This window comes from Leucobacter chromiiresistens (assembly GCF_900102345.1).
Taxonomy (GTDB): Bacteria; Actinomycetota; Actinomycetes; order Actinomycetales; family Microbacteriaceae; genus Leucobacter; species Leucobacter chromiiresistens.
The window spans coordinates 26885-51098 of record NZ_FNKB01000001.1 but is presented as its reverse complement, the minus strand read 5'-3'; the positions used below and the strand labels follow the sequence as shown (position 1 = coordinate 51098).

34 protein-coding genes and 1 tRNA gene are annotated in these 24214 nt (G+C 65.9%); 4 read left to right on the top strand and 31 right to left on the bottom strand.

What is annotated here, in order from left to right; all coding sequences use genetic code 11:
• Window positions 1–65: 65 nt before the first annotated feature.
• The gene (locus tag BLT44_RS00350) at window positions 66–752 is read left to right on the top strand and encodes an NlpC/P60 family protein (RefSeq protein WP_081473385.1); all 687 of its coding nucleotides are present in this window, start codon (window positions 66–68) and stop codon (window positions 750–752) included.
• A gap of 217 nt (window positions 753–969) precedes the next feature.
• Window positions 970–1042: transfer RNA gene (locus BLT44_RS00345), tRNA-Arg, on the top strand.
• A gap of 51 nt (window positions 1043–1093) precedes the next feature.
• On the opposite strand, the gene BLT44_RS15080 is transcribed toward BLT44_RS00345, so the two are convergent.
• Window positions 1094–1351 carry a hypothetical protein gene (locus BLT44_RS15080; RefSeq protein WP_143025928.1) on the bottom strand — a complete coding sequence of 86 codons (258 nt, stop codon included), beginning with the start codon at window positions 1349–1351 and terminating at the stop codon, window positions 1094–1096.
• 99 nt (window positions 1352–1450) lie between these two features.
• A complete protein-coding gene (locus BLT44_RS15800; protein WP_010156189.1) occupies window positions 1451–2179 on the bottom strand; it encodes a DUF2510 domain-containing protein in 729 nt (242 codons plus the stop codon).
• 145 nt (window positions 2180–2324) lie between these two features.
• Here BLT44_RS15800 and BLT44_RS00335 point away from each other — a divergent pair, with 145 nt between their 5' ends.
• The gene (locus BLT44_RS00335) at window positions 2325–2612 is read left to right on the top strand and encodes a hypothetical protein (protein WP_050803108.1); all 288 of its coding nucleotides are present in this window, start codon (window positions 2325–2327) and stop codon (window positions 2610–2612) included.
• 164 nt (window positions 2613–2776) lie between these two features.
• Here the strand turns inward: BLT44_RS00335 and BLT44_RS00330 are convergent, their stop codons facing one another.
• The 29 genes from BLT44_RS00330 to BLT44_RS00200 all read right to left on the bottom strand — a co-directional run bounded on the left by BLT44_RS00330 (window position 2777) and on the right by BLT44_RS00200 (window position 23731).
• Window positions 2777–3154: a DUF7882 family protein gene (locus tag BLT44_RS00330; RefSeq protein WP_331270909.1), complete on the bottom strand. Its 378-nt coding sequence runs from the start codon at window positions 3152–3154 to the stop codon at window positions 2777–2779.
• A 44-nt stretch (window positions 3155–3198) separates the two neighbouring features.
• On the bottom strand, window positions 3199–3549 hold the full coding sequence (locus BLT44_RS00325; RefSeq protein WP_010156192.1) for a DUF7882 family protein: 351 nt from the start codon (window positions 3547–3549) through the stop codon (window positions 3199–3201).
• 179 nt (window positions 3550–3728) lie between these two features.
• Window positions 3729–4031 (bottom strand): hypothetical protein, encoded by a 303-nt coding sequence (locus tag BLT44_RS00320; protein ID WP_010156193.1) that lies wholly within the window; start codon window positions 4029–4031, stop codon window positions 3729–3731.
• The gene (locus BLT44_RS00315) at window positions 4031–4414 is read right to left on the bottom strand and encodes a hypothetical protein (protein ID WP_010156194.1); all 384 of its coding nucleotides are present in this window, start codon (window positions 4412–4414) and stop codon (window positions 4031–4033) included. The genes BLT44_RS00320 and BLT44_RS00315 overlap by 1 nt, the downstream gene beginning before the upstream one ends.
• A gap of 94 nt (window positions 4415–4508) precedes the next feature.
• Entirely contained in the window at window positions 4509–5147 is a 639-nt protein-coding gene (locus BLT44_RS00310) for a M23 family metallopeptidase (protein WP_010156195.1), read from the bottom strand.
• 35 nt (window positions 5148–5182) lie between these two features.
• On the bottom strand, window positions 5183–5482 hold the full coding sequence (locus tag BLT44_RS15075) for a hypothetical protein (protein ID WP_143025927.1): 300 nt from the start codon (window positions 5480–5482) through the stop codon (window positions 5183–5185).
• 10 nt (window positions 5483–5492) lie between these two features.
• Window positions 5493–6023 (bottom strand): hypothetical protein, encoded by a 531-nt coding sequence (locus BLT44_RS00305; RefSeq protein WP_231291530.1) that lies wholly within the window; start codon window positions 6021–6023, stop codon window positions 5493–5495.
• Between the two features lie 2 nt (window positions 6024–6025).
• On the bottom strand, window positions 6026–7063 hold the full coding sequence (locus BLT44_RS00300) for a hypothetical protein (RefSeq protein ID WP_010156197.1): 1038 nt from the start codon (window positions 7061–7063) through the stop codon (window positions 6026–6028).
• 15 nt (window positions 7064–7078) lie between these two features.
• A complete protein-coding gene (locus tag BLT44_RS00295; protein WP_010156198.1) occupies window positions 7079–9265 on the bottom strand; it encodes a fibronectin type III domain-containing protein in 2187 nt (728 codons plus the stop codon).
• Window positions 9265–12117, bottom strand: coding sequence for a peptidoglycan DD-metalloendopeptidase family protein (locus BLT44_RS00290; protein WP_010156199.1), 2853 nt, complete (start codon window positions 12115–12117; stop codon window positions 9265–9267). Before BLT44_RS00290 ends, BLT44_RS00295 begins: the two co-directional genes overlap by 1 nt.
• A gap of 3 nt (window positions 12118–12120) precedes the next feature.
• Complete coding sequence (locus BLT44_RS00285; RefSeq protein ID WP_010156200.1) at window positions 12121–12561, bottom strand: hypothetical protein; 441 nt, start codon at window positions 12559–12561, stop codon at window positions 12121–12123.
• Window positions 12507–12878: a hypothetical protein gene (locus tag BLT44_RS00280; protein ID WP_010156201.1), complete on the bottom strand. Its 372-nt coding sequence runs from the start codon at window positions 12876–12878 to the stop codon at window positions 12507–12509. The genes BLT44_RS00285 and BLT44_RS00280 overlap by 55 nt, the downstream gene beginning before the upstream one ends.
• Window positions 12879–12981: 103 nt before the next feature.
• Complete coding sequence (locus BLT44_RS00275; RefSeq protein WP_010156202.1) at window positions 12982–13572, bottom strand: phage tail tube protein; 591 nt, start codon at window positions 13570–13572, stop codon at window positions 12982–12984.
• 74 nt (window positions 13573–13646) lie between these two features.
• Window positions 13647–14069 carry a hypothetical protein gene (locus BLT44_RS00270; protein WP_010156203.1) on the bottom strand — a complete coding sequence of 141 codons (423 nt, stop codon included), beginning with the start codon at window positions 14067–14069 and terminating at the stop codon, window positions 13647–13649.
• Window positions 14066–14314, bottom strand: a complete 249-nt coding sequence (locus tag BLT44_RS00265; RefSeq protein ID WP_029608208.1) for a hypothetical protein — start codon at window positions 14312–14314, stop codon at window positions 14066–14068. Before BLT44_RS00265 ends, BLT44_RS00270 begins: the two co-directional genes overlap by 4 nt.
• A complete protein-coding gene (locus BLT44_RS00260; protein ID WP_010156205.1) occupies window positions 14314–14655 on the bottom strand; it encodes a hypothetical protein in 342 nt (113 codons plus the stop codon). Before BLT44_RS00260 ends, BLT44_RS00265 begins: the two co-directional genes overlap by 1 nt.
• The gene (locus BLT44_RS00255; RefSeq protein WP_040504958.1) at window positions 14652–15155 is read right to left on the bottom strand and encodes a hypothetical protein; all 504 of its coding nucleotides are present in this window, start codon (window positions 15153–15155) and stop codon (window positions 14652–14654) included. Before BLT44_RS00255 ends, BLT44_RS00260 begins: the two co-directional genes overlap by 4 nt.
• Before the next feature lie 41 nt (window positions 15156–15196).
• A complete protein-coding gene (locus BLT44_RS00250; RefSeq protein WP_010156208.1) occupies window positions 15197–15430 on the bottom strand; it encodes a hypothetical protein in 234 nt (77 codons plus the stop codon).
• Window positions 15431–15495: 65 nt separating this feature from the next.
• Complete coding sequence (locus tag BLT44_RS00245; RefSeq protein WP_010156209.1) at window positions 15496–16728, bottom strand: phage major capsid protein; 1233 nt, start codon at window positions 16726–16728, stop codon at window positions 15496–15498.
• Between the two features lie 17 nt (window positions 16729–16745).
• Window positions 16746–17495: an HK97 family phage prohead protease gene (locus tag BLT44_RS00240; RefSeq protein ID WP_010156210.1), complete on the bottom strand. Its 750-nt coding sequence runs from the start codon at window positions 17493–17495 to the stop codon at window positions 16746–16748.
• 11 nt (window positions 17496–17506) lie between these two features.
• Window positions 17507–19456 carry a phage portal protein gene (locus BLT44_RS00235; RefSeq protein WP_010156211.1) on the bottom strand — a complete coding sequence of 650 codons (1950 nt, stop codon included), beginning with the start codon at window positions 19454–19456 and terminating at the stop codon, window positions 17507–17509.
• A 14-nt stretch (window positions 19457–19470) separates the two neighbouring features.
• Window positions 19471–21204, bottom strand: a complete 1734-nt coding sequence (locus tag BLT44_RS15500; RefSeq protein WP_176783255.1) for a terminase large subunit domain-containing protein — start codon at window positions 21202–21204, stop codon at window positions 19471–19473.
• A complete protein-coding gene (locus tag BLT44_RS00225; protein ID WP_010156213.1) occupies window positions 21131–21454 on the bottom strand; it encodes a terminase small subunit in 324 nt (107 codons plus the stop codon). The genes BLT44_RS15500 and BLT44_RS00225 overlap by 74 nt, the downstream gene beginning before the upstream one ends.
• Before the next feature lie 253 nt (window positions 21455–21707).
• Window positions 21708–22136, bottom strand: a complete 429-nt coding sequence (locus BLT44_RS00220; protein WP_040504959.1) for a hypothetical protein — start codon at window positions 22134–22136, stop codon at window positions 21708–21710.
• The gene (locus tag BLT44_RS00215; RefSeq protein ID WP_010156215.1) at window positions 22133–22435 is read right to left on the bottom strand and encodes a hypothetical protein; all 303 of its coding nucleotides are present in this window, start codon (window positions 22433–22435) and stop codon (window positions 22133–22135) included. Before BLT44_RS00215 ends, BLT44_RS00220 begins: the two co-directional genes overlap by 4 nt.
• Window positions 22436–22437: 2 nt before the next feature.
• Window positions 22438–22629 (bottom strand): hypothetical protein, encoded by a 192-nt coding sequence (locus tag BLT44_RS00210; protein ID WP_010156216.1) that lies wholly within the window; start codon window positions 22627–22629, stop codon window positions 22438–22440.
• Window positions 22629–22784 carry a hypothetical protein gene (locus BLT44_RS15495; RefSeq protein ID WP_155819043.1) on the bottom strand — a complete coding sequence of 52 codons (156 nt, stop codon included), beginning with the start codon at window positions 22782–22784 and terminating at the stop codon, window positions 22629–22631. Before BLT44_RS15495 ends, BLT44_RS00210 begins: the two co-directional genes overlap by 1 nt.
• Window positions 22784–23092, bottom strand: coding sequence for a hypothetical protein (locus BLT44_RS00205; protein WP_010156217.1), 309 nt, complete (start codon window positions 23090–23092; stop codon window positions 22784–22786). Before BLT44_RS00205 ends, BLT44_RS15495 begins: the two co-directional genes overlap by 1 nt.
• Window positions 23093–23164: 72 nt before the next feature.
• The gene (locus BLT44_RS00200) at window positions 23165–23731 is read right to left on the bottom strand and encodes a DUF4352 domain-containing protein (RefSeq protein ID WP_010156218.1); all 567 of its coding nucleotides are present in this window, start codon (window positions 23729–23731) and stop codon (window positions 23165–23167) included.
• Window positions 23732–23777: 46 nt separating this feature from the next.
• Here BLT44_RS00200 and BLT44_RS00195 point away from each other — a divergent pair, with 46 nt between their 5' ends.
• Window positions 23778–24110 carry a hypothetical protein gene (locus tag BLT44_RS00195; protein WP_143025932.1) on the top strand — a complete coding sequence of 111 codons (333 nt, stop codon included), beginning with the start codon at window positions 23778–23780 and terminating at the stop codon, window positions 24108–24110.
• Window positions 24111–24214 lie beyond the last annotated feature (104 nt).

Below are 24214 nucleotides of genomic sequence, written 5' to 3'. Positions count from 1 at the left end.
CGGACATCGTGCTTCCGAGCGAGCTCGTCGGACGCACTCCGTCGCGAGCGAAGCGGATCGTACAGATGGCCGGCGCAGCTGCACTGAGCCTGGGCATGGTCGGCACGTTCTCCATCCCGGCGTACGCGACGAACGAGACGCCCGCCGGTGTCAACGAGGTTCCCGACGGGTTCCTGGCCGCGCAGACGCTCCAGACGAGCACTGCCGCGCCGGTGGCGAACGTCGTCGTCGACGCCGAGGGCAGCGAAGCCACTGCGGTCGCCGCCGAGAAGAAGAAGGCGGCCGACAAGGCCGAAGCGGACGCCGAGAAGGCCGAGCAGCTCGCCGAGCAGCAGGCTGCAGACGCCGCAGCTCCCGCCGAGGGCGGCGCACCCGCCGCTGCGGGCGAGGCTCCCGAGGCTCCGCAGGAGGGCGACGTTCCTCCCGGAAGCGGCGCTCAGGGCATCGTCGACGCGGCGCTCGCGCAGCTCGGCGTCAACCAGGACTGCACCGCGCTCGTCGAGAAGTCGCTGCGCGCAGTGGGCATCCCCGCCGGCGACCTCGGCACGCAGGTGCACGAGTACACCGCGCTCGGCGGCACGGTGGTCACGAGCGGCAGCTACGCTCCCGGCGACATCCTCGTCTTCCCGGGCCAGCACGTCGGCGTCTACATCGGCAACGGCCAGGCCGTGCACGGCGGCTGGGGCGGCACGACCCGCATCGGCCCGATCGCTCCCGGCGGCGAGACCGGCCTGACGGTGGTCCGCTTCTAACCCGAACGGGTACACGCGCTCAAGCGGGCGGGGTTTCGACCCCGCCCGCTTTCGCGTTCCCGCGCCGCCGACTCTAAATTGTGCGAGCGGGGTCACTTCGGGAGTGTGTCGGCCATGCGTTCCGCCGCGACACGCTCTCGAAGCGACCCCGCTCGCACTGAGTGAAGGCGGAGGGGGCGGTGCGCTAGACTCGCATGGGCCGGTCGACCGGTCCCGCGCCCCGGTAGCTCAGTGGATAGAGCACTTCTCTCCTAAAGAAGGTGTCGTAGGTTCGATTCCTATCCGGGGCACCGCAATCTCTTAAGCGATAATCGTTGCTATGACTGGGATCGCGGCGGCTTCTAACTGTCGCCGTTTGGGTGTTTGCCCACATTTTGCCCACACTTTTTCGCAGCCCTGGCTTCTGCTTCCGCATGAAAGCCGCGGATCTGGGCCTCGAGTTCTTCTACAGAGGGCGTGACGTTCGGGATGTAGGCGCCGAGTGCCGCTTCGTGCGGATCCATAGACATGGTTCGGAGGATGCCTTTGGTGAGAGCGCGACCTGCGACCTTGAGGCACTCAGCCTCGGTGGGTAGACGGTAACCGTATTCATCCTTCATCCGTCCATGCTGGCAGCCGCACAAAAGTGAAGCACCCCCTCGCGCGGAGCAAAAGCTCAGAACCAGGGGGTGCTTGTCGAGTGATGGGGCTGTGCGGCTCTAGAGACCGAGCAGCTTCCGCTTCGCAGCTTTGAACTCCTCATCGTCGAGAACGCCTTGCGCCTTGAGGGCTGCGAGACGCTCGAGTTCGCTGTTCAGATCACTCGCGCCTGATGCCTCGGCCACGGTCGTGACGGGAGGCGCGGCGGCCGGCGGGGCTGAAGTGGAATGCGGCTGACCATTGTAGGAGACCGTTGAGTGTGAGGTGCGCTCCCGCAGGCTATGCGAATGCCTGGCTTCATCGGAGACGCGGTTGATGATGTTCACGCCCTCCCGGAAGTTCGTGATGTCCTGCAGGGTGACCTTCTCCTCGCCAGACTCTCGTCGGGCCTGAAGGGTGATGTTCCCTACGCCTCGGGCCTTTTGCGCCATCGTCTGCGAGGAATCAACATCGAAGATCTCGCGTGTACGAATCTGCTGGCCGCGCGACGAGAGCGTGCCGACCTCGAAGATCAGGTATTCTGCGGTGAGCTTGTAACGTCCGCCGCCAATCCCAGTGAGCGGCTTGCCCACTGCCGTCCAGATCGCATCCTCATCGCCACTGAGGTCGTGTTTGTTCGTCATTTTGCGACCAAATGACTGCATCTGGGACGCGGCCTTCTGCATGGCGCTCGAGCGTTCAGGAGCGGCGGGCTGCTCCTCAGCGAACTGATCGGTCCATGCCGATCCGTCCCACCAGCGCTGTCGTCCCGAGCCGTCGTCGTACCAACCTGCAGCAATGTCCGCCATTGCGATTCCGATCTATTCAGAGGACCGCACCGACGCGATCCGACTTCTCCCTAGCGTGCCACAGACTGATGCGCAGACGACACGAGATCACCCGGAAGATCACCCTGCCGTCCCAGTGTCGACGGCACGACGTACGATGCTGCGCATGAGTAGACCTGCACCGGTCCGCCTCGACGCGGACACGTGGGTGATCATGCGCAGCGCGAAGGATCACCCGACCGCGATCGTGAACCGCGTCACGGACACGACGGGTGAGGCGCGGTTCCTGGTGCTGAAGTGGGCTCTCGATCCGGCGCAGCGGCGCATGACGGGTATCTTCCCGACGCTCGAGCAGGCGGACGCGTCGGTGCTGTACGACAATGCGGCGCACATTGCGCATGCGCAGCGGAAGACGTCGGGGCCGCCGAATGGAGGCGGGCCGTTGCACACGTGAGCCTATAGCTTCTGCTCCGCGGAGAGGTCAACGGCTTACTCAGACGGTGTGCAGTGTTGCACTCTGGTCGCGTCGCCCCGGGCTACCGTGTACCCCATACATCAACCGGGATACGACGAAGGACGGTCCCTCTCAGAACTCCGAGAGGGACCGTCCTTTTAGTCTTACGTCAGGTCGGGATTGTTCTTCACGAACCTATTGGCTTCGTCTTCGCTGATCGCGAGAAGCCCCCGGGGCGTGTGCGCCAGCGCGTTGAGCGCCCGAACCCACGCCTTGCTCAGCTCGGGCTCCCGGCTACCGGAGAAATGGAATGCGACGCCCGTGTAGGGCGACAACCATACCGACACCCTTCCATCGCCCTGATCGTGGGCCTTATTCCAGCTCAGGAAGAAGCTCTCCTGCTTTTTCAGTTTCTGCCCGATCACGAACTGCAGGTGCGCGAGCAACCTGTCTTCAAATTCGTATTCCCGTCCACCGTGTTTCAAATACCCCATACGCCAAATCTTGGCATTGAAAACAAAATAGGTCAGGGGTTGATTCACTTCAGGATATGGAGTATTGGCCAGCGAACGGGTTGCTTTCTGGTCTAAGCATCCGGCAGATTTCCCGGGTATGGAGTGTCTGCTGCTTCTGCGCGAGCCAACGATCCGTCTGCCTCAGTCACGATCATTCCCGTGTTCGAGTTCGCGGACTCGCCGAGGCGCTGCAACCACTCCTCATCCATGTCCGGCATCTCACTCTCCTCGAAGCTGAACGTCAGTCGCGTGCTTGGAGCTATCCAGATCGCGGTGCGGCCCTCGCCCGCGCTCGTCCCATTCTTCCAAGCCATGAGGAACGATTCCTCACGCATGATCTTCTGCACGATGACTACCTGCATGTGCGCAAGCAGGCGGTCGTTGAAGTGAATCGTGAGTCCGTCGTACCTGATCGATCCCATGAGTGGTCGTCCTTCCGTCGGTGGCCAGCGTCGGCCGTTGGCATCCTTCACATTCCAGTAGAGCGGGCCGAGGGAAGGAGATGCAGGCCTTGACACTAGAAGGGGCATCGGAGAACGACGAAAGCGCCCCCTCCCAGCCCGGAGGCTAGGAGGGGGCGCAATGTCTTGGGAGAGGGCGCTCAGTGCGCGCCGTACTTTCCTTCGATGTTCTTCGCGGAGGTCTTCAGTATGAGTGCGTAGGCGGCTTGCTGCACGACGATCGCGAGAAGCACGAACACGGGCCAGTGCGGCACGACGTCGCCCGTCATCACGAAGTACAGCACGAGCACGATCGCGGCGAGCACGACACTCACGACGATCGATACGATGCGCTTGGAACCTGAAGGCCAGCTCGGGTGGTTGATGAGCGCGATCGCGAACGGGCTGAAGAACGCGAGGAGCGTCAGTACGCCGGCGGGGATCGCGGGAATCTGGATCTCCATTACGGGCGGTCCTTTCGTAGGTCGAGAGTGTCCTCGATGTTGGTGAGACGGTCGGCTGCGCCGCGGTCGGCCGTTCCGAGCTCGTCGATCTTGACGTGCAGTTCGCGCATCTCGCGGCCGCGCTCGATGTCACGCTGGTCGAGCCGGCCGATGTCACGGCGGATGCCTCGAATCTCGCCGAGCACGGCCAACTGGTTGTGGTCGATGTTGTCGCGCAGGTTGTACGGCTCGCCGTTCGGGAGCACGTGCGAGTTCGCGACTTGCTCTTTGACGGCCTCAGTCGATCGCTTCGTGCGGCGCGCATCGATCGTGACCTTGCTGATGAGAGCGACTACGACACCCTGCATCGCGACGATGAGGGCGACCCAAATGGGTTCTGTCATTTGGACCGCCGCTCGAACCACTGCCGGACAGCGATGATGCCGCCGAGAACCACGAGACAGAACGCGGCGACCAGCAGCACCACCACCGTCGCGCTCATGAGAGCTTGTACTCCTTGAACAGACCGGCGATGATCGTCAGGTCGCTCAGCGTCGGGAAACCGCTCTGCTTCTTCCCTCGGTACGTGGCCTTGCCACCCTTGAACAGGTAGAGCCCGGCCTTGTGTGAGCCCGTCTTGCCTCGCAGATTGATGAGCATGTCTTCCTCCTCGTGAATCGTGGTGAGTGACTGTTGTGCGGTGAACGTCGTGGGTGCGACGCTGCGCGGGTTGATCCAGCGGCCGCCGTTCCATGCGCGGTCCCAGCGCAGCTCCCAGTGGATGTGCACGCCGGTCGAGTAACCGGAGTCACCCGCGTACCCGGTGACGTCGCCGGCGCGCACCTTGTCGCCCACGCGCACGTTGTATCCCTCGAGGTGGCCGACACGGGAGATGAGCCCGTCCGCGCGTTGGATTTCGACCGTGCGGCCTTGCCCGTTGGGGTACAGCCACCGATCACCGAGCCAGAGGCGACCGGATGCGCCGTCTCCGCCGACAAACACGACGGTCCCGTCAAACGGTGCAAGGACCGGATCTCCGCGCTCGGCAGCGAGATCGATGCCCGTGTGAGTGCCGTTGCGGGTGCCGGCTTCTTCGGTGACTCGCGGCTTGACCGCAGGCCAGATGACTCCAGTCATGCGCTACTCCTTTCTATGGGAACGAGAGTGCCCCGCTACTCGGCGGGGATCGAGGGTTCTTCGGGAGAAGCCGCTGGCGGGTGGGTAGTGACGATGTTGTGAGCAGCGACGCGGATCATTTCGTCTGTCACTCCCGCCTGGATGTTGCCGTTCGCACGGAGCACTGCCTCATCCCATCCCGGTTGGGTTGCGAAGGCCCAGGCTTGCGCGCGCGCCCATTCGCGGGGATCGGCTGCAGGCGGCCGGGCAAGTCCTTCTTCGAAAGCGCATGCTGCGATGCGCGCGAGAAGCAGTGAGTCCTCAGCGAGCGTTGCTTGAGTGAGATAGTCAGCCATGGGGCTCCTTCTACGAGTTCGGGACGATCTCCCAGCGAACGGTGAGCGTCTGAGCTGTGCCCGCCCCAACTTGTGTGAAGCGGATAGTCACGGTCGTGCTTGATACCCCAGGGGCTTGGCTTACGAGTGCGATGCTCCCGTATCCGGTGCCGACACGAAGGGCTTCAACACGGACGGCGCAGCCGGGTGGGGGGACTGCAGGGACTGTGAAGGTGAGCGTCGTTCCATAGGTGCCCGTGCCGCTGATGTTGGTGAGGGTTCCGGTGGAGACCAGTACCTCACCGCTCCGGTATACGGTCCCGCCGCCGCGGCCGACTACTGTCGCGCGGCGGTTCTGAATCATGACGAGCACCCGTTCACCGGGGGACAAGTTCGAAACGAGCCTTGAGGGGGTACCGAGCATCGGCTCGCTGTCGCCGTCGAGTTGCACCGTGAGCGGTGACGAAGACGCCACGGTGCCCCACTCGAAGTGAGGGGCACCGCGGACCGCTGCGGCGAGCGCGGCGATCCGATCGACGATCGGTGCGAGGACGTCGGGCATGCTCACACCTCCCTCCACTCGGCAGAGCATTGGCCGTCGAATGTGAGTCCGTAGGACATGCGCTGGATGGTCGCGCGGGCGGGGTCGGCGTTGCGTGGTCGGAAGTCGACGACGTCGTTGGGGTCGAGGGGGACGATCGCGTGGGATACGGCGAGCTTCGCGACGGGTGACATGGCGTCGCGGAGTCGGCGTTGCGCGAGGGCTTGCAGGACGGGCAGGGTGCCTTCGGCGCCGGTCTCGGAGCGGGTGATCACGCGGCCCCGGTTCTGCACCGAGTACGGCGATTCGGGGTCTTCGTTGATCGCCTCCGCGGAGAGCGCGGGCGCGCTGTCGGAGCCGGTGCCGACGACGATGTACCGGTTCGGCACGGAGGAGAGATCCTGCTCCTGATCCCATTCAGGGGAGTGGATCGACACCTCGCCGGCCTCGAACACGAACGACACCGCGCGGTCGGCCGGCGCGATGTAGGGCTCGACGCGGAACTGTCCGCTGCCGTCGCACCACAGCGCCCAGTAACCGGCGGCATCGAGCAGGTCGTTAATAATGGTGAGCTTCGACTCCGCCGGCTCCCACACCATCGCGTTCGTGAGCGTCGCATCGGAGTCGGTGACCGCGATGCGGGTCTCGCCGGTGGACTGGATGAGGCTCACGACCGCGGGGATGATGGGAGTTCCGGCGGCGAGGCTGAAGCGCGCCGCGACGGAGTCCTCGTCGATGATCGACATCTTCGAGAGCAGGTCGACCGTTTGGGTGACGATCATGCCGTGGCGGGTCTTCGGGGTGGTGAAGAGCATCGTGGCGATCGGCCACGCTTCGACGCCTCGGATGCCGGGATCGTAGGTGATGCGCACCCGGTGGCTCATCCAGTCGATATTCTGTCCGCGATCGTCGATCGTGAGCGATGCGGAGCCGCCGAGACGAGTGGTCGCGGCGACCTCGCAGCTGCCGCCCTTCACGCCGTCGAGCGCGCGCAGCGGCACGTCCGCGGCGTCGAGGAGGGTGTACAGCCACCGGGGGCGGCGCGCTCCTGTGAGGTCCATGCCGCCCCCTTCCTGTTATCGGTCGGTCTCTTCGAGCTGGAACGACCAGCCCCACATGATCGCCGCGGCGTTGCCGCCGTTGCGGGGGAGCGAGATCGAGCCGAGCACCCCGTAGATGCGGCGCCCGTCCGGGTCTCGGTACAGGTGCAGCGGTGACGGATCCTGCGCGAGCTCCTCGAGCAGCGCCACCGTCGCGTTCGCGTCATCGCTCTCGATGAGCGCCCCGGACGCGTCGACGACGCGCGTCACCTGCTCGCCGGCGTACGCAACGCCTCGGCTGCGCCCCTCGTAGCGCTGCACCGAGCGCTCCCGGCCGGCGTCGACCTTCACCTTGGGCGAGTACGGCAGGCGCGCCGTGAGGCCGAACTGCTCGCCGCCGCCGAGCCAGAGCGCCTGCGACTGCGCCAGAACCGTGATGTCGGCGTAGGCCGACGCCCCGGTGACGGTCGCGTACGCGATCGCGCGGTACATCGTCTGCCCGTTCGACAGCGCTTCGGGATCGTCCACGATCAGGTTCACATCGGGGCTGTCGGCGAGCACGGACTCCCACACCTGGCCGTTATCGACGGACCGCAGCAGGTCGATCGTGCCGGTCTCTGCGACCGGCGGCCCGCCAGGCACGGGGTCGCCGGCGCCGACGCTGAGGGTGACGGCGCCGGTGTCCTCGCTCCATTCGCCCGAGATGTTCGGGAGCGCGGGCGGCACGAACGAGACGGTGAAGGTGAACGTGTCCCAGTCGGACCAGAGCGTGCCCGTCGCGGCGCGCACCTTGACGGTGTACGTTTCGTCGTCGGTGAGCATGTCGGGGAACGTCACCGAGTTCGTTGCGCCGGTGCCGGACCGGCGCGCGACGAGGAGGTCGTTGCCGTCGTAGAGCTCGGCTTCCCACGAGGATTGCGGGCGGCCGAGATCCTGCGAGTAGTCCCACCGGGCGAGCGCCCGCGCCTGGTCCCACGGCGAGACCGGTGACGTGATCGAGACGTTGGGCGGTGAGGTGAGCGTGAAGGTCGCTGTCGCCGACCACGGGCTGTAGTCGGCGTGCTGCCCCTTCGTGCGCACCTGCCACTCGATGTCACCCTCTCCGAAGGTGGCCTCAGAGCTGACGAAGGTTGCGCTTTCGGAGTCCGTAGACACCGCGGTGAGCACCGTCCAGGCCGAGGTGCCCGCTTTGCGCCATTGAAGCTGACGCACCGTCTGCTCCGAGGCATCCACCGGGTTATGGCGCCAGCTCAGCAGCAGCACCGCAAGCTTCGATACCACCTGCCCGTTGGGGGACAGGTTTGTCGGAGCCTTCGGAGGTGCGGCGATCTCGACGACGTTCGACGCTACCGACCACCCGGATGCCAGCGACCCGATCCTTGCGCGCACCTTGTACACGTGCGCGGTCGGCGACGGGTTCGCATGCGTCCACGGCAGGGCGACGTTGGACGCCACCAAGGTCGAGCCGTCCATGATGTCGTACGACGCCGCGTACGGTGGACGGCCACCCTCTTCTGCGTTGACACGAATACCGGCAGCAACTCGGGTCGCCGTGATGCGCGAGGGGATTCGCGGTGTCGTGTATACCGGGCCCGCGGTGCCGGACACCGGCGACGTCCCGCCCGCATTCACGCCGTAGACGCGGTAGTAGTAGCGCTCGTTCGGCTTCACCGTGCGGTCGACGAATGTAAACGCGTTCCCCGAGGGGCGGCCAACCTGCGTCCATGTGCCGTTCCCAGTCGAGCGCTGCACGATGACACTCGTGTACGTGCTGTTGCGCGACCAGGTCAGCGTGATCTGCGAATCCGAGTTGCGAACTGCGCTCAGCCCAGAGGGGGCATTCGGGCGCGGCGGTGGCGCCGCCGGTCTCGCGGGGATCGTGAACCCCCGCGAGATCGACGTCGACCCGAACACATGCGACAACGTCGCGTTGAACGTCTGTCCCTGACTCGAGGATGAAGTGGCACGCGTGAACGTCGCAGTGTGGATCAGGGCGGACTGCCCTGGCCCCAGGTTCACGTTCACGGACGTGCCACCTGACCATGAGCCGGAGAACGACAGCGAGAGCCCGTTGTAGTAGATCGACGACGAGCCGTCCATCTGCACATAGGTGCGCACCGTCAGCGTCACCGAGCTGGTCGATGTACCGACCGAGCTCGGTGACATGATCACGTCGATGCCGAGGCGGACGTGATTCTGATACGGACCCCACGAGATAGCCACTATCGAACTCCCAATCTGTCGTTCAGGACGCGATCCGATCCCGCCGAAGAGGCGGCCGCGATGCGCCCGTCGATGGTGCCGAACAGCACACCGTCGGAGTCATACAGGTGGAATACGCCCTCGCCGTCGCCGCGCTCGGGAGCGTCGACGGCGGCGTGCAGCGTGGACCACTGCGAGGGGCTGAACACTGGCTCCGGCCTGCCGGTCTTGTTCTCCACGAGGGAGATACCGGTCGGCAGGAACCCGCCGTCGTCGTACAGCGCCGTGTGCCCGTCCGCGGCTGCGAACGGGTTGAATGCCTTCGACATGAGACCGGCGGCGTTCTTCGCCATAGCTGTCGCGACGTCGACCCAGAGGCCGCCGCCCGGGAACTGGCTCTTGATCTTCCCGACCGCCCAGTCGACAAGCCCGTCGAGAATGGACGCTGCACCGCCGGCTTCTCCGAGGTCTTTCCCGTAGATGCCGAGGTACGGTGCCGGGTTCACGTGGCTGCCGTAGTTTACGGCCCCGCCGCCCGGGTTGTGCACCATGTAGTGCAGGTGAGGGCCCGTCGACATGCCGGTCGAGCCGACATAGCCGATCACGTTGCCGGCCTTCACCTTCGTGCCGGCCGACGTCGCGAAGCGGGAGAGGTGCGAGTAGCGCGTTCCCAGCCCGTTGCCGTGCTGGATGTAGACCTCGTTGCCGCCCATGTTGACGGACCCGGCGAGCCCCACGACGCCGTCTGCCGCGGCGTAGACCCTGGTGCCGCTGGCGGCGGCGAGGTCGATGCCGTTGTGGCCGCCGTGGTACGGCTGCGATACCGAGTAGGAGCCCTTCGGCAGCGGGTTCACCAGCCCGCCGCGCGCGAAGCCCTGCAGCATCGACGCGAAGCCGACACCCTTCCGACCCGCCGCGTTGGCAGCGAGGAACGCGGCCTTGTCCGCCGAACTGCGGAGGGCCTCGGAGACCATGACACCCTCACCCGGCCGGGCCGCGATGAGCTGGCTATCGCCGTCGCTCATCCGCGACATGCCGGGGAGGATGCCGCCGACCGCGAACCCCTTCGGGAGATCGATCTTCGGGATCTTCATCCCCTTCGGGAGGATCTTGTTCACGGTCCCGATGAGGCCATTGATCACGGTGTCGATGACAAACCGGACCGGCTTCTTCGCGAGCTCCTGGATGCCCTTCCACGCTGAGCCGATCGCGTCGCGAGCGGCCTTGAACGCTTCGACGGGCTTGGTCTTGACGAAGTTGATCATCGTCATAAACACGGACTTGATGCCGTTCCAGATGTTCGAGAAGAACGTCTTGATCCCGTTCCAGATGTTCTGCCACGTGTCTCGCAGGATCGCGAGCGAGAGGCGGAACACGGTCTGCCAGAACGCGATCTTCTCCTGGAACCAGGACACGATGCCGTTCCAGATTCCCCGGAAGAAGCTCGTGATGTTGTTCCACGTGTTCGACCAGAACGACACGAACAGGTAGAGGCCGACCTTGAAGACGTTCTGCCAGAACAGGATCTTCTGCTGGAACCACGAGACGATGCCGTCCCAGATGCCGCGGAAGAAGCTCGACACGTTGGTCCAGACGTCGGAGAAGAACTGACCGACGCTGTTCCAGATGCCGTTCCACCAGGCAACGAACCCGTCGATCACGCCGGTGATCCAGGAGATAAAGCCGGACCACACCTCGGTCACCCACGCCACGACGTTGTTCCACACGTCCGTGAAGAACTGCGTGATGGCGGACCAGACGCCCGTCCACCACTCGACGAAGCCGTCGATGACGCCCGTGATCCACGAGATGAACCCCGCCCACACCTCACTGATCCACGCGACGACCGTGTCCCAGTTCGCAACCAGGAGCACGATCGCCGCGATGAGTGCCATGATGCCGAGGACGATCCACGTCATCGGGTTCGCGAGCAACGCGACCGTTGAGGCCCAGATCGACGCCGTCCACGCGACGAACGCCGCGACGAGCGTTACCCCGATCGCGGCCGCAACGCCGAGCAGCACCCCCTGGTTCTCGGAGAGCCACTGAAACACGGGCACGAGCCCGCTCATAAAGCCCTGCAGCGCGGGCATGACCGCACCCATAATGGTCTCGCCGAGCGTCCCGAACGAGTGCCCGAGGAGCTCCATCTGCCCGGCGTACGTCTTCGCGTACGCCTCGCCCGATCCGCCGAACTGTGAATTCAGCTCCTCGAGCATGATCTTCTGAGCGCCCGCGGTGTCGCCCATCTCGACCATCGACTTGATCGTGTTCTGCTGCTCTTCGGAGAACGTGACGCCGACGCGAGTGAGCTGGGTGATGCCCTTCACCGGGTCGTTGAGCGCCTTGCCGAGCTGCATCGCGGCTGCCTTCGGCTCGGTCCCCATCGCGCGCGACATATCGACGAGCGCCTTTGTCGATTGATCGAAGACGTCGTTGCCCTTCCCGACACCGTTTCGGATGTTCTTGAAGGTGAGGAGGAGGTTCGCGCCCTCCTGCGTGGCTTCGGCCTCGGTCGCGGTCGTATTCTCGAGCGCGCCCGCGAGATCTTCCACGTGCTTCGCGGATACCCCTGCTGCGTTGCCCGTGGACTTGATGACGGTCTCGGTCTGCGTGTTGATCTTCTCGATGCGCGCGAGCGAGTTCACGGACTCGGTGACAAACGACTTCACGCCGGCGGCAACACCGAGGAACACGGCGCCGGTGAGGAAGCCGCTCGCCGCGCCCTTGAAGCCGCTACCGAAGCGCTTCCCCGCATCCTTGCCCGCGGGCCCCATGCTCGGCACGACGGCCTTCGTGATGCCGTCGGTGATTCCCTCGACGGACGGCACGAGACGCACCCATGCTGTTGCCAGCTCGACCCCATCGGCCATGACCTACCTCCGGTTCCGTCGCTTCTTCTTGTCGGTGAAGCTGTCCCACCAGTCGGAGAACTTCGATACTGGGATCGGGTCAGACCCGAGCTTCTGGGCTTTCGCTTTCTCCCATGGGCGGGGAAAGCGCTTCGGTTTCGCCGCATGCTTGCGGCCGGCGCGCTGCCAGTTGCCGATGTTCAGGAGGTCGATGATTTCCGCGAGAAGCTGCTCTGCCACGCCCCAGTGCTCGCGGCCCTGTACGGCCGCGCAGGTGGCAGTGCCGGGCAGCGTTTGCCACCTGCGCGTCAGCACCCAGAGGTGGCGCCATGAGAGCGAGTGGCCGAGATCGTCGAGCGAGTAGCCCGCGTTGAGCAGGTCGTACTCGATTGCGTCCTCGTGCCGGTCGATCAGTCGGCAGAGGGCGAGGATTCCCCCAGGCCGATGTTCGACGCCTCCTGCCACGCTTCCTGGATCGCCTGCAGCTGATCGTCGGTGACGAGTTCGTACAGGCCGGGCGCGTACTTCTCGATGAGCTCGCGCTGGATTTCCGCAGCTTCGACCTGCAGTGCGGGGTCGACGGTCTCGCCTTCCTTCTGCAGGGCGTCGATCTTCACGCCGACTCGCTGCATGCGGTGGCGCACGTCCGACGACACGAACTGCATCTTCGGGAGCGAGAACTTGCGCTTCTTGGTCTTGCCGTTCGCCGCGGGGACGTCGAGTTCAAACTCGAATCGGTTCTGATTGATCGACGCTTTCGACGCCGGAACCTGGAACACCATGGGGAACCTCCTGGGGTATTGGGTGTTGTGGGTGGGGAACCGTGAGGGGGAAGCAGAGCGCCCGGACGGGTTCCCCGGTCGTCCGGGCGCTCTGGTCGGGGATCTACGCGCCCGATGCGGCGACCACGCCGTCGTCGGTGTAGATGTAGATCGACTTGCCGGCGGCGTCGGGGTAGGTCGACAGCGTGACCGGCAGGGTGATCGCGCCGGACGCGACGAGGGGGATCTCGCCGCGCTCGGTGATCTGGCCGTGAGGGATGAACACGATCGCGCGACGCGCGCCGTCCTTGATGCGGAACACCCACTGCTTGATGGGGCGCTGCTCGCCGGCGATCGCGGACCGCGTCTGCGTGCCCTTCGTCGCGGTCGCGTCGGTGACCTCGACGTTGTCGTCGCCCATGTAGTTCTTCAGGGCGCCCAGCGAGAGCTCGAGGTGCGACCACGCCACGGTGCCCTCGAACTCGGTCAGGATCTTGCGGATGGTCTTGAGCGACCAGTCCTTGATCGACTCGGTCGACTCCGACGGGGTGATGGTCACGCCGTCTTCGTTCACGTACCCGGAATCGGTGAGCTCATCGACGTCGAAGTCGTCGATCGTCGCCGGGATGGTGTCGGTCTCGGGACCGGACAGGATCGCACCGGTGACGGCCTGGTCCGGCGCACCGATAAAGACGTTCTTGGAATCCACGCTCATGGCGGGGTGCCCCTTTCAGGCAGAAACGGAAAACGCCCGACAGGGTTTGCCGGGCGTGTGGGTGGTTGGGGAACCTAGACCGACGCTCTTCGCAGAGCGGCGGAGACAGTGGCGGTGAACCGGAAGTGCGTGGTTACCGTCGGATGGGGGAGGTTCGCGGGGAGGCCGCCGACGCGCACCCCGTAACAAGGCACACCGCCGAGCGTTCCCACGCGCCCCGCTCGCTGCAGTACAGCGACAGCGAGGGCCGAGAGGTCGCGGGCGTGCTGTTCATCGACGGAGAAGGCGTCCAGGACGACAGTGGGGGTATCGGTAACGAGGTCGCGCTGTCCGCCGCCGGTCGCCGTGACGCGGATGAAGTGCGTCGGCTTCGGCTCGAGTGGGATCTTCGTGCCGACCTTCGCGTCCTGGAACTGGGTGCCGACGAGCGACGCGTCGATCTCACGCTTGATCGCGACTTCGACGTCGGTGGGGATGAGGAGCTCGGTCACGGTCACCGCCCTGCGTCGATCGCGCGCTGCAGTGCGTTGTCCGCCGCCTGCGCGCGTCGTGCTTCAGTGGTCTCCGCACGCACGAACACGACCGCGCGGTCCTTGTTCAGCTGCGGAGTCGCTTCGAAACCGGGGCCGGCCGCGTCGGCGATGCGCTCGCCGCGCTCCTTGAGGTGGTCTGCGACCTGCTGGGACTGCAGCAGGCGGATGATGCCCTTCTTGTTGAGCTTGATGCGTACACCGGTAGCCATCATCCGTCCCATCGTTCGAGTAGCAGGATCGTGTGCGAGGTCAACGGAGTCGGGCCCGGCTGACGGACCACCGCGCCGTTGATCTTGTACCGCTCACCGAACACGGTGATGCGGTCGTGCCGTTCGACGTCGGCGCCGAATGGGCCGCGCGCGGTCCACGCGATGAGCGCGCCGTCGCGGTTCTGGGTGTCCTTCGTCGTCGCGCCGGCATCGAGCGCCCACCCGAGCAGGTCGACGCCGACGACGTCGGTGAAGTCGGAGCGGTGCCCGCCGCGGCCGTCGTCAACGAGGAGCGGGCGCTCGCGGATGAGGGCGTGCCGGGAGGTGAGTCCCTGGATCACGGGAGCACCCCCAACCGGTACGGCTCGAGGCGCGCGGCGTCGGCACCGCCCGGGCCAACGAGCAGCGAGTTCGAGGTGCGGTTCAGCGTCACCGAGACGCCGCCAGCCTGCTCGCGCGAGATCCCGAGCGGGGAGATCAGCGCGCCGGCCGCGAGTTCGAGCGTGAGCGTGACGAGATCCGCCGGCACTTCTTCGAAGCCGGCTACGAACGAGACGTTGAACTTGCGCCCGGTGAGCGACGTCCACCCGGTCTGTGGGTCGAAGTCGATCGTGTCGACGTCGACCGCGGCCCCGTTGACGGTAGCTGAGGTGATGCTGACGATCTCCATCGCAGGTAGCCACACCGCGTCGTGGTAGGGCCGCACCCTCTGGAAGCGGCGAGTTTCTTGCCCCGCGATGTGCCAGCCGCAGTGCAGTCGGATAGCGCGCGTCGCCGATGCGAGCTCCTTCGCGAGGAACGGGTGGGTGGCGGCGATGATGCCGCCGGTGCGCTCTTGCATTTCAGCGGGTGTCGCGAAGCTCTCCATCGCCGCCACCTCCGTTACTCGCTCGCGCTCGGGTCGGACGCGTCTTCGACGCCGCCAGCCGGAGTGGCGGGCGCGGATGCCGCTGCGGCCTTGTCGGCTGCGGCCTTGTCGGTCTTGTTCGTGACCGGCTTCGCCTTGTTGGCGGGCTTCGGTGCGGCCTTGGACCCGACGAGCTTCGCGCCGCTGGGCTGCTGACCCTCCTCGTACTGCCAGGTCGAGCCGTTCACCTCGTACTCCTTCAGAGCCATGTGATTACCTCCGGGGTAGTAGCGGTGGGGCAGACCAGATCGGCCCGCCCCACCTGGATGGGTGGCTACGCGGTGGGCGCAGCGTTGGAGAGGGTGACCTTCGTGAAGCCGGACGGGCGCCGGTTCGCGAGGAGGAGGCGACGCTCGGCGCGCACCGTGATGCGGTTGTTGACGAAGTCGTCCTCGTTCGTGTTGACCGCCTCCACGGTGATGCCGCTCTTCGAGATCACCGACGCTGCCTGCGCGAACGCGCCGACGAGCGCGGTGCCCGCCTCGATCGCCGGCGTGACGACCGTGCGCAGACCCCACAGCGGGGGCTGCTCGACGATCGTGCCGTTGCCGTACTGGCCCGTGAAGAACCCGCCACCGAAGTACTGGCCGTTGTTGTCCTTCGACAGGCGCAACGACTGGTAGTCGGCGGGGTTGATGACGATGCCGTCGGCCTCGAGTCCGCTGTTGAGGGCGGTCTTCGAGATCGCCCGGAACAGCGCGTCAGCGTTGTCCGTACGGTCGGCGGCGGTCTCCGTCTGGATGCCGGACCGGTTGAGCAGGCCGCGGATGTTGGTGCCGGTGCCGTTCCCGTTGAGCAGCTGGTCCTCGATGAAGAGCGACAGCTGATACAGCAGGCGGCCGTCGATCGCGGACGCGAGCCACGGCAGATCGTCGACGATCTCGTCCGACTCCTTGATGTACGCCGCGACCTTGGCAAGCGCCTCGGTGACGGCGGTCGGATCGGCGAAGTGGAGCTGCGGCTTCTTGCCGTTCTCCGCGACGGTCGTCGGTGCGCCCTCGAGCGCGCCCTCCACGAAGTACGTGATCGCGGCCCCGCTGATCGTCTCCGTGCCGAGGAGATCCTCGACGGTGAGACGGCGACGATTGCCGGTCACGATGTTCGTGTCGACCTGCGTCAGGGCCGGGCCGAGGACGCCTGCGGCGCCTCCGGTGACCTGCACGTCGGTTGCGGCCTTGTACTCGGTCTGAGCCTGGAAGCGGGTGCCTCGCACGCCCTTGAGCTTCGGGCCGAGGTCGTTCTTCACGAACGCGCCGAGGCTCTTGGCGTGGACCGGGGCGCCGCCGGGCTCTTCGTCCGGCTGCACGCCGAGACCATCGATGGAGGCCGCGATCGCAGCACCCTTTTCCTGGCGCTCGATCTTGCCCTTGAGTTCGGTCGCCTCTGCGTTCTTCGCCTCGAGGTTCTTGATCTCCTCTTCGGTGAGTTCACGCTCGGACGCCTTCGCGCCGTCGATGATTGCCTGCATCGCCTTGAGCAGGGCTGCAAGCTGTTCTTTGAGATTCATGGGTGAACCCCTTTCCCCTACGCTCCGCGCAGGATCGTGATTTGTGCTTGTGCCAGTGCTCGGGCGGACGGGCTGACGCCGGGCTCCTCCGACTTGACCCCGGTGGGGCCCTCGTCGTTGAGCGCAGCTTGACCGCTGGCCTTCTCCTGGTCTTCTGTTGCTTCGGCCGCGGCGATTACCGTGCCGATAGCGTCCTGCGCGGCGCGCAGGGAGTCGATGTGCTTCGCAGCGAGCACGCGGCCCGCCTTGAGGTCAATCGCGATCGTGTCGACCGCGGCCTTCACCGCGACGACGCTCGTGTCGTCGTTCGCGGCGAACCCCTTCGGCAGGAACGAGAACTCATGCGGCATGAGCTTGCGCAGCTCATTGGCCTTCCGACCGTCCTCGAGCTCGACCGCGCCTTCCTCGAGTACGTCGAACGCGAACGACAGCGACGACAGGCGTCGCCCCTTGAGGAGTCGGTAGATGCGCTGCGCCTCAGGGTCATCGTCGAAGACGCCCTTCACCCACCAGCCGGTATCGTCCTCGCCCATATCGATCGCGCTCGCAACGATCTGGTTCGGGTCGTGGAGGTACATGCCGGGCATGACATCGCCCGACTCCTGCCACGCCTTGATGCCGTCGACGAAGGCACCCTTCGCGACCACATCGCCGTAACTGTCGGGCTCGCGCGTGAACGTGGACGGGTAGACGAGGAACTCGCCCTCGGCGAGCCCGTCCGCTTCGCCCGCTTTCACTCGGCCGAGAGCCACACTCTTGATCTTCATGTCGGCCCCTTTCAGCCGTAGATGATTTCGACATCGCAGGTGCATCCCGCGACTCCATCGGCACCGAGCACGGGATCTCCCGGCCACTTCGCGCCGTTCGAGAACAGGTCGTCGATTCCGACGGTCTCTCCGTCCATCTGCGCGTGTTCAGCGCGTGGGCGGCCGGAGGTGACGAGCCATGTCTTCGTCGCAGCGGGTGCCGTCTGCCGGGCGGCTTCCACGGTTGCGAACGCGACGAGCGTCGTCGTGATCGTGGCCGCAATCCCGCTCGAGCGTGACTCCTCCGCGACGTCGAACACGTGAGCCGGACCATCGGCGTCCTCGGGGCCTTCACCGTCGAGGATCGCGGCAATCTGGTCGCGCGTTGTCGAGTTGATCGCGCCCGCGCGCGATGCCGCAACCTCCTTGAGGAAAGCCTGCGTGCGGTCGACGTCGTACTCGTCCGGGTCGAAACCCATCTGTTCCGCCGTCGCAGTGCCGACGCTCGCAGTCACGGTGAGCGCGAGCGCATGTAGGTCATCGGCGAGCTCGCGATTCCAACGCTCTTCCTCCCACCAGTCCGCGTCCTTGGCCCCGAGTTCATCGAGCACGCTCTTGCGCTGTCGTTTGAAGAACGCGCGTACCACCTCGTCGGCCTTCGCCTCGTACGTCTCAGACGGGTGCGCCTTCGCGCGGATGCGACCGGGCTCGTGTTGTGACTTCACTCGCACGGGCGCAGCGTTCTGGTTCTGAGAGCCCGTGTCGCGCGGTGATGCCTGTCCTCCGATGAGCACGTTCAGTGGCACGACAGGTTCGTCCATGCCCTCGATGTACGGCATGTTCATGCGTGCACGAGCTTCGCTGCGCAGCATCCAAGGTGCCCCGGTCGATGTCGAGAGGATCGTCGCTTGCTCCTCGAAGTCGCCCTGCAGCTTCTCCGCGATATTGAACTCGAGATACGCCCCCTGAGCCTTCGTGACGCGGGGGACGAGGAATGTGTTCAAGCGGTCCTCGATCATCGCCAGGAGCGGCCCCAGCGTCTCGCTGTAGAGCATCTTCCGGAACTCCTTGGTGTTCGAGAAGTTCGCGTTGTCGAGGATGCCGACCATGACCGGGTTCACGTGATACACCGCGGCGACGGTCGAGAGTGCGACCTTCGCGACCTCAGCCCACTCGTCCTCGCGGGCGGAGAAACCGAGGTTGTTGATGGTCATGCCGTCTTCGAGGATTGGAGTACCACCGGCCTTCGCACCGTTCGCCCCGGTCCACCGGGCCTTCCAGTCGGTGACGAAGCGCTCGCGCGCGGAGTCTGACCAGTTGGCGCCGGCGGGGCGCGTGATGATCGCGCTGGCGCGGCCGCCGCGCTGCCATACCTGCTCGCGGTACGACCACGCCTGGATCTGCTCGGCGAGGATCTGCTTCAGAGTTTCCACGGGGGAGGTTCCCTGCTTCGGGCGGCCGGGATTCCAGCCGTGGAAGACGAGCATGTCCTCCGCCGAGATCTCCTCGGTCGTGTTCGTCGGCATACGCACCTTGTACTTGCCTGGTGCAAACGCGGTGCCGCCCGAATGGCCTACCACCCATGACGGCGGAATCGGCTGGATCCGCCACCCTGACGGCGAATCGGGCACCTCCAGCACCAGCCAGTACGCGATGTCGTAGAGCCCGAGGTCGAGCACGAGCGACTCGATCAGTTCATACCGCGTCATCGACGGGTTCGGGCGAGCGAACAGCTGCGCGAGCGGGTCGTCCTTGAGGCGACGCCGGTCGTTGTCATCGACGCGCTCGAATGCTGGAAGGCCCAGGTGCGCGACGTTCCGTGCCACGAAGTCGAGCACGATTCGCAGGTGCGGCTGCGTGCGGTACAGCTCCTCCGCGGTCAGACCGAGAACCATCTGCTGCAGCGAAGGGCCAAGCCACTCCACCGCACGACTGGTGTCCTGGCGGCCGAACAGCGCGGCCAGCGCATCACGAATAGCCACGTGGCCTCCTTCATCTAGACGACGAGGAGTCCCTCGCGTTCGTACGCCGATTCGAACTTCGGCTTCGGGTTGGTGAGCAGCATTCCGACGGCCGCGATTATCGCGAGCAGCGGGGACGCGTCGGCGGGCGACGCCTTCCGGTCGATCACCCAGCCGTCGCCGACGGCCTTGATCTGTGCGGATGATGCGGCGACGTCGAGCACGGGCTGTACGCCGTGCGAGAAGCCGACGCGCTGCCGGAATTGTTCGGGCGTCTCTTTCTTTGGGGCTTCGTCGGGGGCGGCGCGCTTCACGAGGTCGTACACCTTGCCGTGCCAGCCGGCGAGCTCGGACTCGCCCCACGGGTGCACCGTGAGCCCGGCGTCCTCGAAGTCCTTCCAGAGCGACGAGATCGGCGCGCCGCGCCGCTGGAATGCGAGGTGTGTCGGCGCGACCTTTCGGGCGGGGGATTGCAGCCAGGGGATGACCCAGTCGGGGCCGGCGCGGTGCGCGACGATCTCGGCGCGGATCCGCCCCTCGGAATCCCAGAAGGCGAGCGCGACGTACACCATCGTGCGGTCGTGTGACATGTCGACGCCGTAGCAGGCCGTCCGGGTCCGGTCGCGCACGACGCCTCGCGCGATGCGGTCGTCCTTCGCGTCGAGCGCGTTGGGCCATGAACCGGTCGGGAATGGGCCCGTGCCGGAGGTGTTCACGAACTGGCAGAGCACCTCCGTGCGGAACTCGACCTCGGGGTCGCTGTTCGCGGCCGCGGCGATCGCGCGCTCGTCGAGCTCGGTGTAGCCGAGCGACGGGTTCGCGCGCGCCCACCCTTCACGGTCCCAGCGGCCGACGGGCTGCCCGTCCTCGGTGCCGTCGACGGTGCCGGCGGACCACTCGAACAGGCCGATCGAGTCGAGATCGAGCTCATCCGCGAGATCTTCGGGGACGCCGTCGGGGATCTCGCCGCTCATGTTCGCGATCGCGACCTTGCGCAGGTGCCGCAGCACGACCGACGAGAGGTCGCCAGCGTTCGACACACCCCACACCTGCGCGCGCCGGCGAGCCATAGTCGTCTTCGACGTCGCCGACCACGCGCGCCAGTCCTGGTGCTCGCGCAGCTCGTCGAAGATGACGAGGTCGCCGCGGAACCCGCGCCCGCCGCGACGGTTCGCGGTGGCGATCTTGAACTTCTCACCACCGTCGAGCAGCATCAGCTCGGAGTTCTTGCCCTCCTGCACCTTCGCGATCTCGTCGGCGAGCTCCGGGATCGCCTCGGCGACCGCGACGACTTCCTCCCATGCCGCGCGCGCATGATCGTTCGACGCATGCGTCTCGAGCGCCATTCTCGCGCCGTCCTGGAACAGGCGCCACAGGAACAGCACCGTGAGGAGCGTCGACTTCCCGTTCTGGCGGGCGACGAGCAGCAGCACAGTGCGGAACCGAAACACCGCGCCCGGGCCGTCGAGAAGTTCGAGCGCGTGGATGAACAGCCAGCGCTGCCATTCGAGAGCGCGCGGAAGCAGGCCGAGGTAGTCGGTATCGTCCTCGACGGTTCGAGTCCGGTCGAGCTCCTCGAGGCGGTCCCGCATCCAGTCCCAGAACTCGATGACCTCGTACCCGAGGGACGTCTCCGGGGTCAGCTCGCGCAGCGGCGGGGTGAACAGGCGGGGAGTCTGGCAGCCGTAGAGCTTCTTACGCGCGCCGCTTCGGGGGCCGCTTGAGCTTCGTGACGTTGTCCGGCGTCGGGGTCGCGTCGTCGCGCTCATCGTCCCCCTCCGCTTCCGGTGCGTGCTTCAGTGACCGCAGCTCGCGCTGCATGCGCATGTTCGGGGTGCCGCCGAGGTCCGACAGCACGCGAGAAAGCGCACGGTGAGCGCTCAGCGCCTTCGTGCGCTCGCCCTCGTGAGTGAGTTCGTCGATCTCGCGCGCGAGCTCCTTCGCCTGCATCTTCGACGCGACATCAGACGCCACCAGCCACTTCATCGACGCGAGCGCCTCGTCGACCGCGTCACGCATCGTACGCGGCGCTGCGGACGCGTTCTGCGTCCGCGCCTCGGCACGCCCCGCATCCCGGCTCGCTGCAGCCTTCGCGCGCGCTCTCCGCTTACGCTCAGCGTCTTTCGCGCGCCGTTCCTCGGGAGACATCGCCATGAAGCAACCTCCGATTTTGCGGACGCGGACACGACGTCCGCGGACGGGCGGACCCCGGTGGGGGAAATCACTGCCGGCGAACTCTTCACCTGGTCGGGTTGCCAGCGATCCGAACCCCCTACCCCTTGGAGTAGTCGGTGCCGCAGTTCTCGCAGATGAAGTCGGTGGTTACGCGGATCGGCTTCATGCACTGGGCGCATCGACCATCGGCGGTGCGCTTGCAGGTGTTGCACCACGGTGGCTTCGCGTCGCGGTGTTGCACCGGACGATGCTCTGGGCACGGAGGCGGATCGGTAAGTTCGTCGATCCTCGGGAACACTTCGCTGCAATGCGCCGGCTTGGTTGCTGCGTTCGCCGCTGCATCGAGGATCGCAGAGACGATCGCGACGGTGTCCGGTGCGTCGATGTGCAGAGTGGAGCCGCGCATCGTTGCCTTCAGTGGAACGGGAACTTGGGTCTCGACGTGTCCGACCTCGGTGAGTTCGTCACCGATGCCAGCGTCTACTCGGATGCGCAGGTTCAGTTCGAGGCTGCCGAGGTTCATCACTCGCTCGCGTCTGCTGCGCTTGTCTGCTCTGCTGCGTCGGTGACTGCCGCTGTGGCAGTGTCGACTGGGGCGTCCGCGGGTGCGACCTCGGCACCGGGTGTCGGCTTCGGCTTCGGCTTCGTCTCGCGCTTGCGGGCCGCTCGGGCCTGTGCGGGCTTCGCTGCCTTCGTGGGTTCCCACTGCCCGGTCTTCGGGGTGAGACGGTAGGCGCCGCCGACGGCGGGAATCCGCACGGCGTTGTCGGGCACGTCGTAGGTCTTGCCGTCGAGCGGGCCGTCCTTGAGGGTGATGCGTCGCATGATCAGATCCTTCCGTTGAGGGTGAAGATGTCGAGCGCGAGATCCCAGAGCCGGAGGCAGGTGCGCGAGCGGTCGCGGTCGCGAAGAGCGAGGTGGCGCATGTTGCACCCCTGCAATACCTCGGCGACATAGCAGTCTTGCTGCCACCGCTGGCTCGCGGCTTCGCGCTTGCGCACGAGGAATCGTCTCAGCATCAGTAGTCCTCCGCGTTTTCGATGATGTGGATGAGTCGGCCCCAGAACTCGAGGTCGAGGAACTGATGGTCGGTGATCGTGAGGCACTTCGGCACACCGGGCTCGTAGTCGGTGAACTCGGCGAGCAACGCGCGCAGCTGCTCGATGGGGTCCATCAGTACTCCTCCGAGGTCTCTCCGATGGATGGGCGTCCGGCTCGGGCGCCGGCGCTGCGGTTGCAGCGGTGATGCGATGGTGCGCAGTTCGTGGGGTCGACGATAAGGTCGGGGCGGCCCATGCGTTTCGCGTCGCGCCGGCTGATGATGTGCTGCAGCTCGAAGCTGTCGGGCTGGTTCGCTTCCCCGTCCCAGTTGATCGTGGCTTGCCCGCAGAAGTAGCAGGCCGCGTTGATGCGCTGCCATGCCGCCTTTAGGGTGGCGCGCATGTCCTGGTAGGCGCGGGAGTGAATCAGGTCGGTGGCCACGCTGCCTCCGTCCTGGAACGACTGAGCCCCCACACTCGGTGAGTGCAGGGGCTCGATGCGAAGGGGCGGGAGCTACGGGGTGACGACGACGGGTTCTTCGTTGCCGGCGTACACCTCGAAGGTGCCGGTGGTGTCGGCGTCGATGAGGTAGAGCGCGTCGCCGGTCACTTCGCCGCCCGGCGTGAGGGTCTCGTACGTGAGCTTGTTCTCGCCCGGGGTGGTGCCAAAGGCTTCCCAGAGGCCGGCGGCCACGCCGTCGCTGTCGGGTACGTAGAGGATCTGCACGTTGGCGTTGTCGCCGGTGCCTTCCCCGTTGTACTTCATCGTGACGTTCATCACGGCGAATTGTTTGCCCTCGTCGGGCACGTCGACGCCGCCGGAGGCTTCGAGCACGGCGGCGTCGGCGTCGGCCGTCCACGAGTTGATGGTGACTTCCCAGTCGCCGGCGACGACGGGCGTCCCGATCTTCGCGGCCTCAACCTCCGGCTCCGCGGGCTCTGCTTCGGGCTCTTCAGTTTCGGTGGTCTCGGCCGGCGTGGTCACCTCGGTCTCCGACGTCTCTGGCGCTTCTTCGGGGTCCGAGGAGCATCCGGTGAGGGCGAGGAGGGCGATTGCCGCGGCGGCGAGGGTGCGCTTCATGGCTCCAACTTAGCGGAGAGCTATGCGTCGGGTAAGGTCGGTGCTCATGGACGCGACTGTCATTTCGGCGATGATTGCAGGGGCGGTCGGCCTCATCGTTCTTGCGGTAGGTGTGATCACTGACCGAGAGCTATCTCGCCGTATCGACCGGCTGACGAATGCACGGAACAATCTCCGTGATGACGCCCCCGGGTCGAGCCAGCTTGACGACGTCATCGAACACTTGGTGGGGAAGCTCCATAGAAGAACGGTTGCGAAGCCCGGCAAACGCACCTGGGCCGACCGGCTCGATTCGGCGGCGAAGGCATTGACCGCGGCTGCAGTGACGGTCACCGTCATAATGTTGCTGCTGCGTCTTGAAGACGTTCTCGTGAATTGAGGGTGCGCGGCACCACCGCCCGTGAGCCGCGCACCCCGGAAGGAATGAGAAAGGGCCGGTCGCTATCGCGCTCCGGCCCACTTGCTCAACACTCAAGGTAGGGG

Coding starts and splice junctions, on each gene's coding strand:
- BLT44_RS00290 (WP_010156199.1), bottom strand. CDS start 12,117: ATGGCCGATGGGGTCGAGCTGGCAACAGCATGGGTGCGTCTCGTGCCG.
- BLT44_RS15495 (WP_155819043.1), bottom strand. CDS start 22,784: ATGGACCCCATCGAGCAGCTGCGCGCGTTGCTCGCCGAGTTCACCGAC.
- BLT44_RS15500 (WP_176783255.1), bottom strand. CDS start 21,204: ATGAGCGCGACGACGCGACCCCGACGCCGGACAACGTCACGAAGCTCA.
- BLT44_RS00315 (WP_010156194.1), bottom strand. CDS start 4,414: ATGACAGAACCCATTTGGGTCGCCCTCATCGTCGCGATGCAGGGTGTC.
- BLT44_RS00240 (WP_010156210.1), bottom strand. CDS start 17,495: ATGAAGATCAAGAGTGTGGCTCTCGGCCGAGTGAAAGCGGGCGAAGCG.
- BLT44_RS00275 (WP_010156202.1), bottom strand. CDS start 13,572: ATGAGCGTGGATTCCAAGAACGTCTTTATCGGTGCGCCGGACCAGGCC.
- BLT44_RS00305 (WP_231291530.1), bottom strand. CDS start 6,023: ATGCCCGACGTCCTCGCACCGATCGTCGATCGGATCGCCGCGCTCGCC.
- BLT44_RS15800 (WP_010156189.1), bottom strand. CDS start 2,179: ATGGCGGACATTGCTGCAGGTTGGTACGACGACGGCTCGGGACGACAG.
- BLT44_RS00320 (WP_010156193.1), bottom strand. CDS start 4,031: ATGGAGATCCAGATTCCCGCGATCCCCGCCGGCGTACTGACGCTCCTC.
- BLT44_RS00225 (WP_010156213.1), bottom strand. CDS start 21,454: ATGCGTGACGCGGTCGACGAGGCGCTCGCGTCGATGAAGTGGCTGGTG.
- BLT44_RS00255 (WP_040504958.1), bottom strand. CDS start 15,155: ATGCAAGAGCGCACCGGCGGCATCATCGCCGCCACCCACCCGTTCCTC.
- BLT44_RS00265 (WP_029608208.1), bottom strand. CDS start 14,314: ATGGCTACCGGTGTACGCATCAAGCTCAACAAGAAGGGCATCATCCGC.
- BLT44_RS15075 (WP_143025927.1), bottom strand. CDS start 5,482: ATGGCTGACTATCTCACTCAAGCAACGCTCGCTGAGGACTCACTGCTT.
- BLT44_RS00195 (WP_143025932.1), top strand. CDS start 23,778: ATGGACGCGACTGTCATTTCGGCGATGATTGCAGGGGCGGTCGGCCTC.
- BLT44_RS00210 (WP_010156216.1), bottom strand. CDS start 22,629: ATGCTGAGACGATTCCTCGTGCGCAAGCGCGAAGCCGCGAGCCAGCGG.
- BLT44_RS00350 (WP_081473385.1), top strand. CDS start 66: ATGGCCGGCGCAGCTGCACTGAGCCTGGGCATGGTCGGCACGTTCTCC.
- BLT44_RS00245 (WP_010156209.1), bottom strand. CDS start 16,728: ATGAATCTCAAAGAACAGCTTGCAGCCCTGCTCAAGGCGATGCAGGCA.
- BLT44_RS00325 (WP_010156192.1), bottom strand. CDS start 3,549: ATGGGATCGATCAGGTACGACGGACTCACGATTCACTTCAACGACCGC.
- BLT44_RS00310 (WP_010156195.1), bottom strand. CDS start 5,147: ATGACTGGAGTCATCTGGCCTGCGGTCAAGCCGCGAGTCACCGAAGAA.
- BLT44_RS00300 (WP_010156197.1), bottom strand. CDS start 7,063: ATGGACCTCACAGGAGCGCGCCGCCCCCGGTGGCTGTACACCCTCCTC.
- BLT44_RS00250 (WP_010156208.1), bottom strand. CDS start 15,430: ATGGCTCTGAAGGAGTACGAGGTGAACGGCTCGACCTGGCAGTACGAG.
- BLT44_RS00215 (WP_010156215.1), bottom strand. CDS start 22,435: ATGCGACGCATCACCCTCAAGGACGGCCCGCTCGACGGCAAGACCTAC.
- BLT44_RS00280 (WP_010156201.1), bottom strand. CDS start 12,878: ATGGTGTTCCAGGTTCCGGCGTCGAAAGCGTCGATCAATCAGAACCGA.
- BLT44_RS00200 (WP_010156218.1), bottom strand. CDS start 23,731: ATGAAGCGCACCCTCGCCGCCGCGGCAATCGCCCTCCTCGCCCTCACC.
- BLT44_RS00335 (WP_050803108.1), top strand. CDS start 2,325: ATGAGTAGACCTGCACCGGTCCGCCTCGACGCGGACACGTGGGTGATC.
- BLT44_RS15080 (WP_143025928.1), bottom strand. CDS start 1,351: ATGAAGGATGAATACGGTTACCGTCTACCCACCGAGGCTGAGTGCCTC.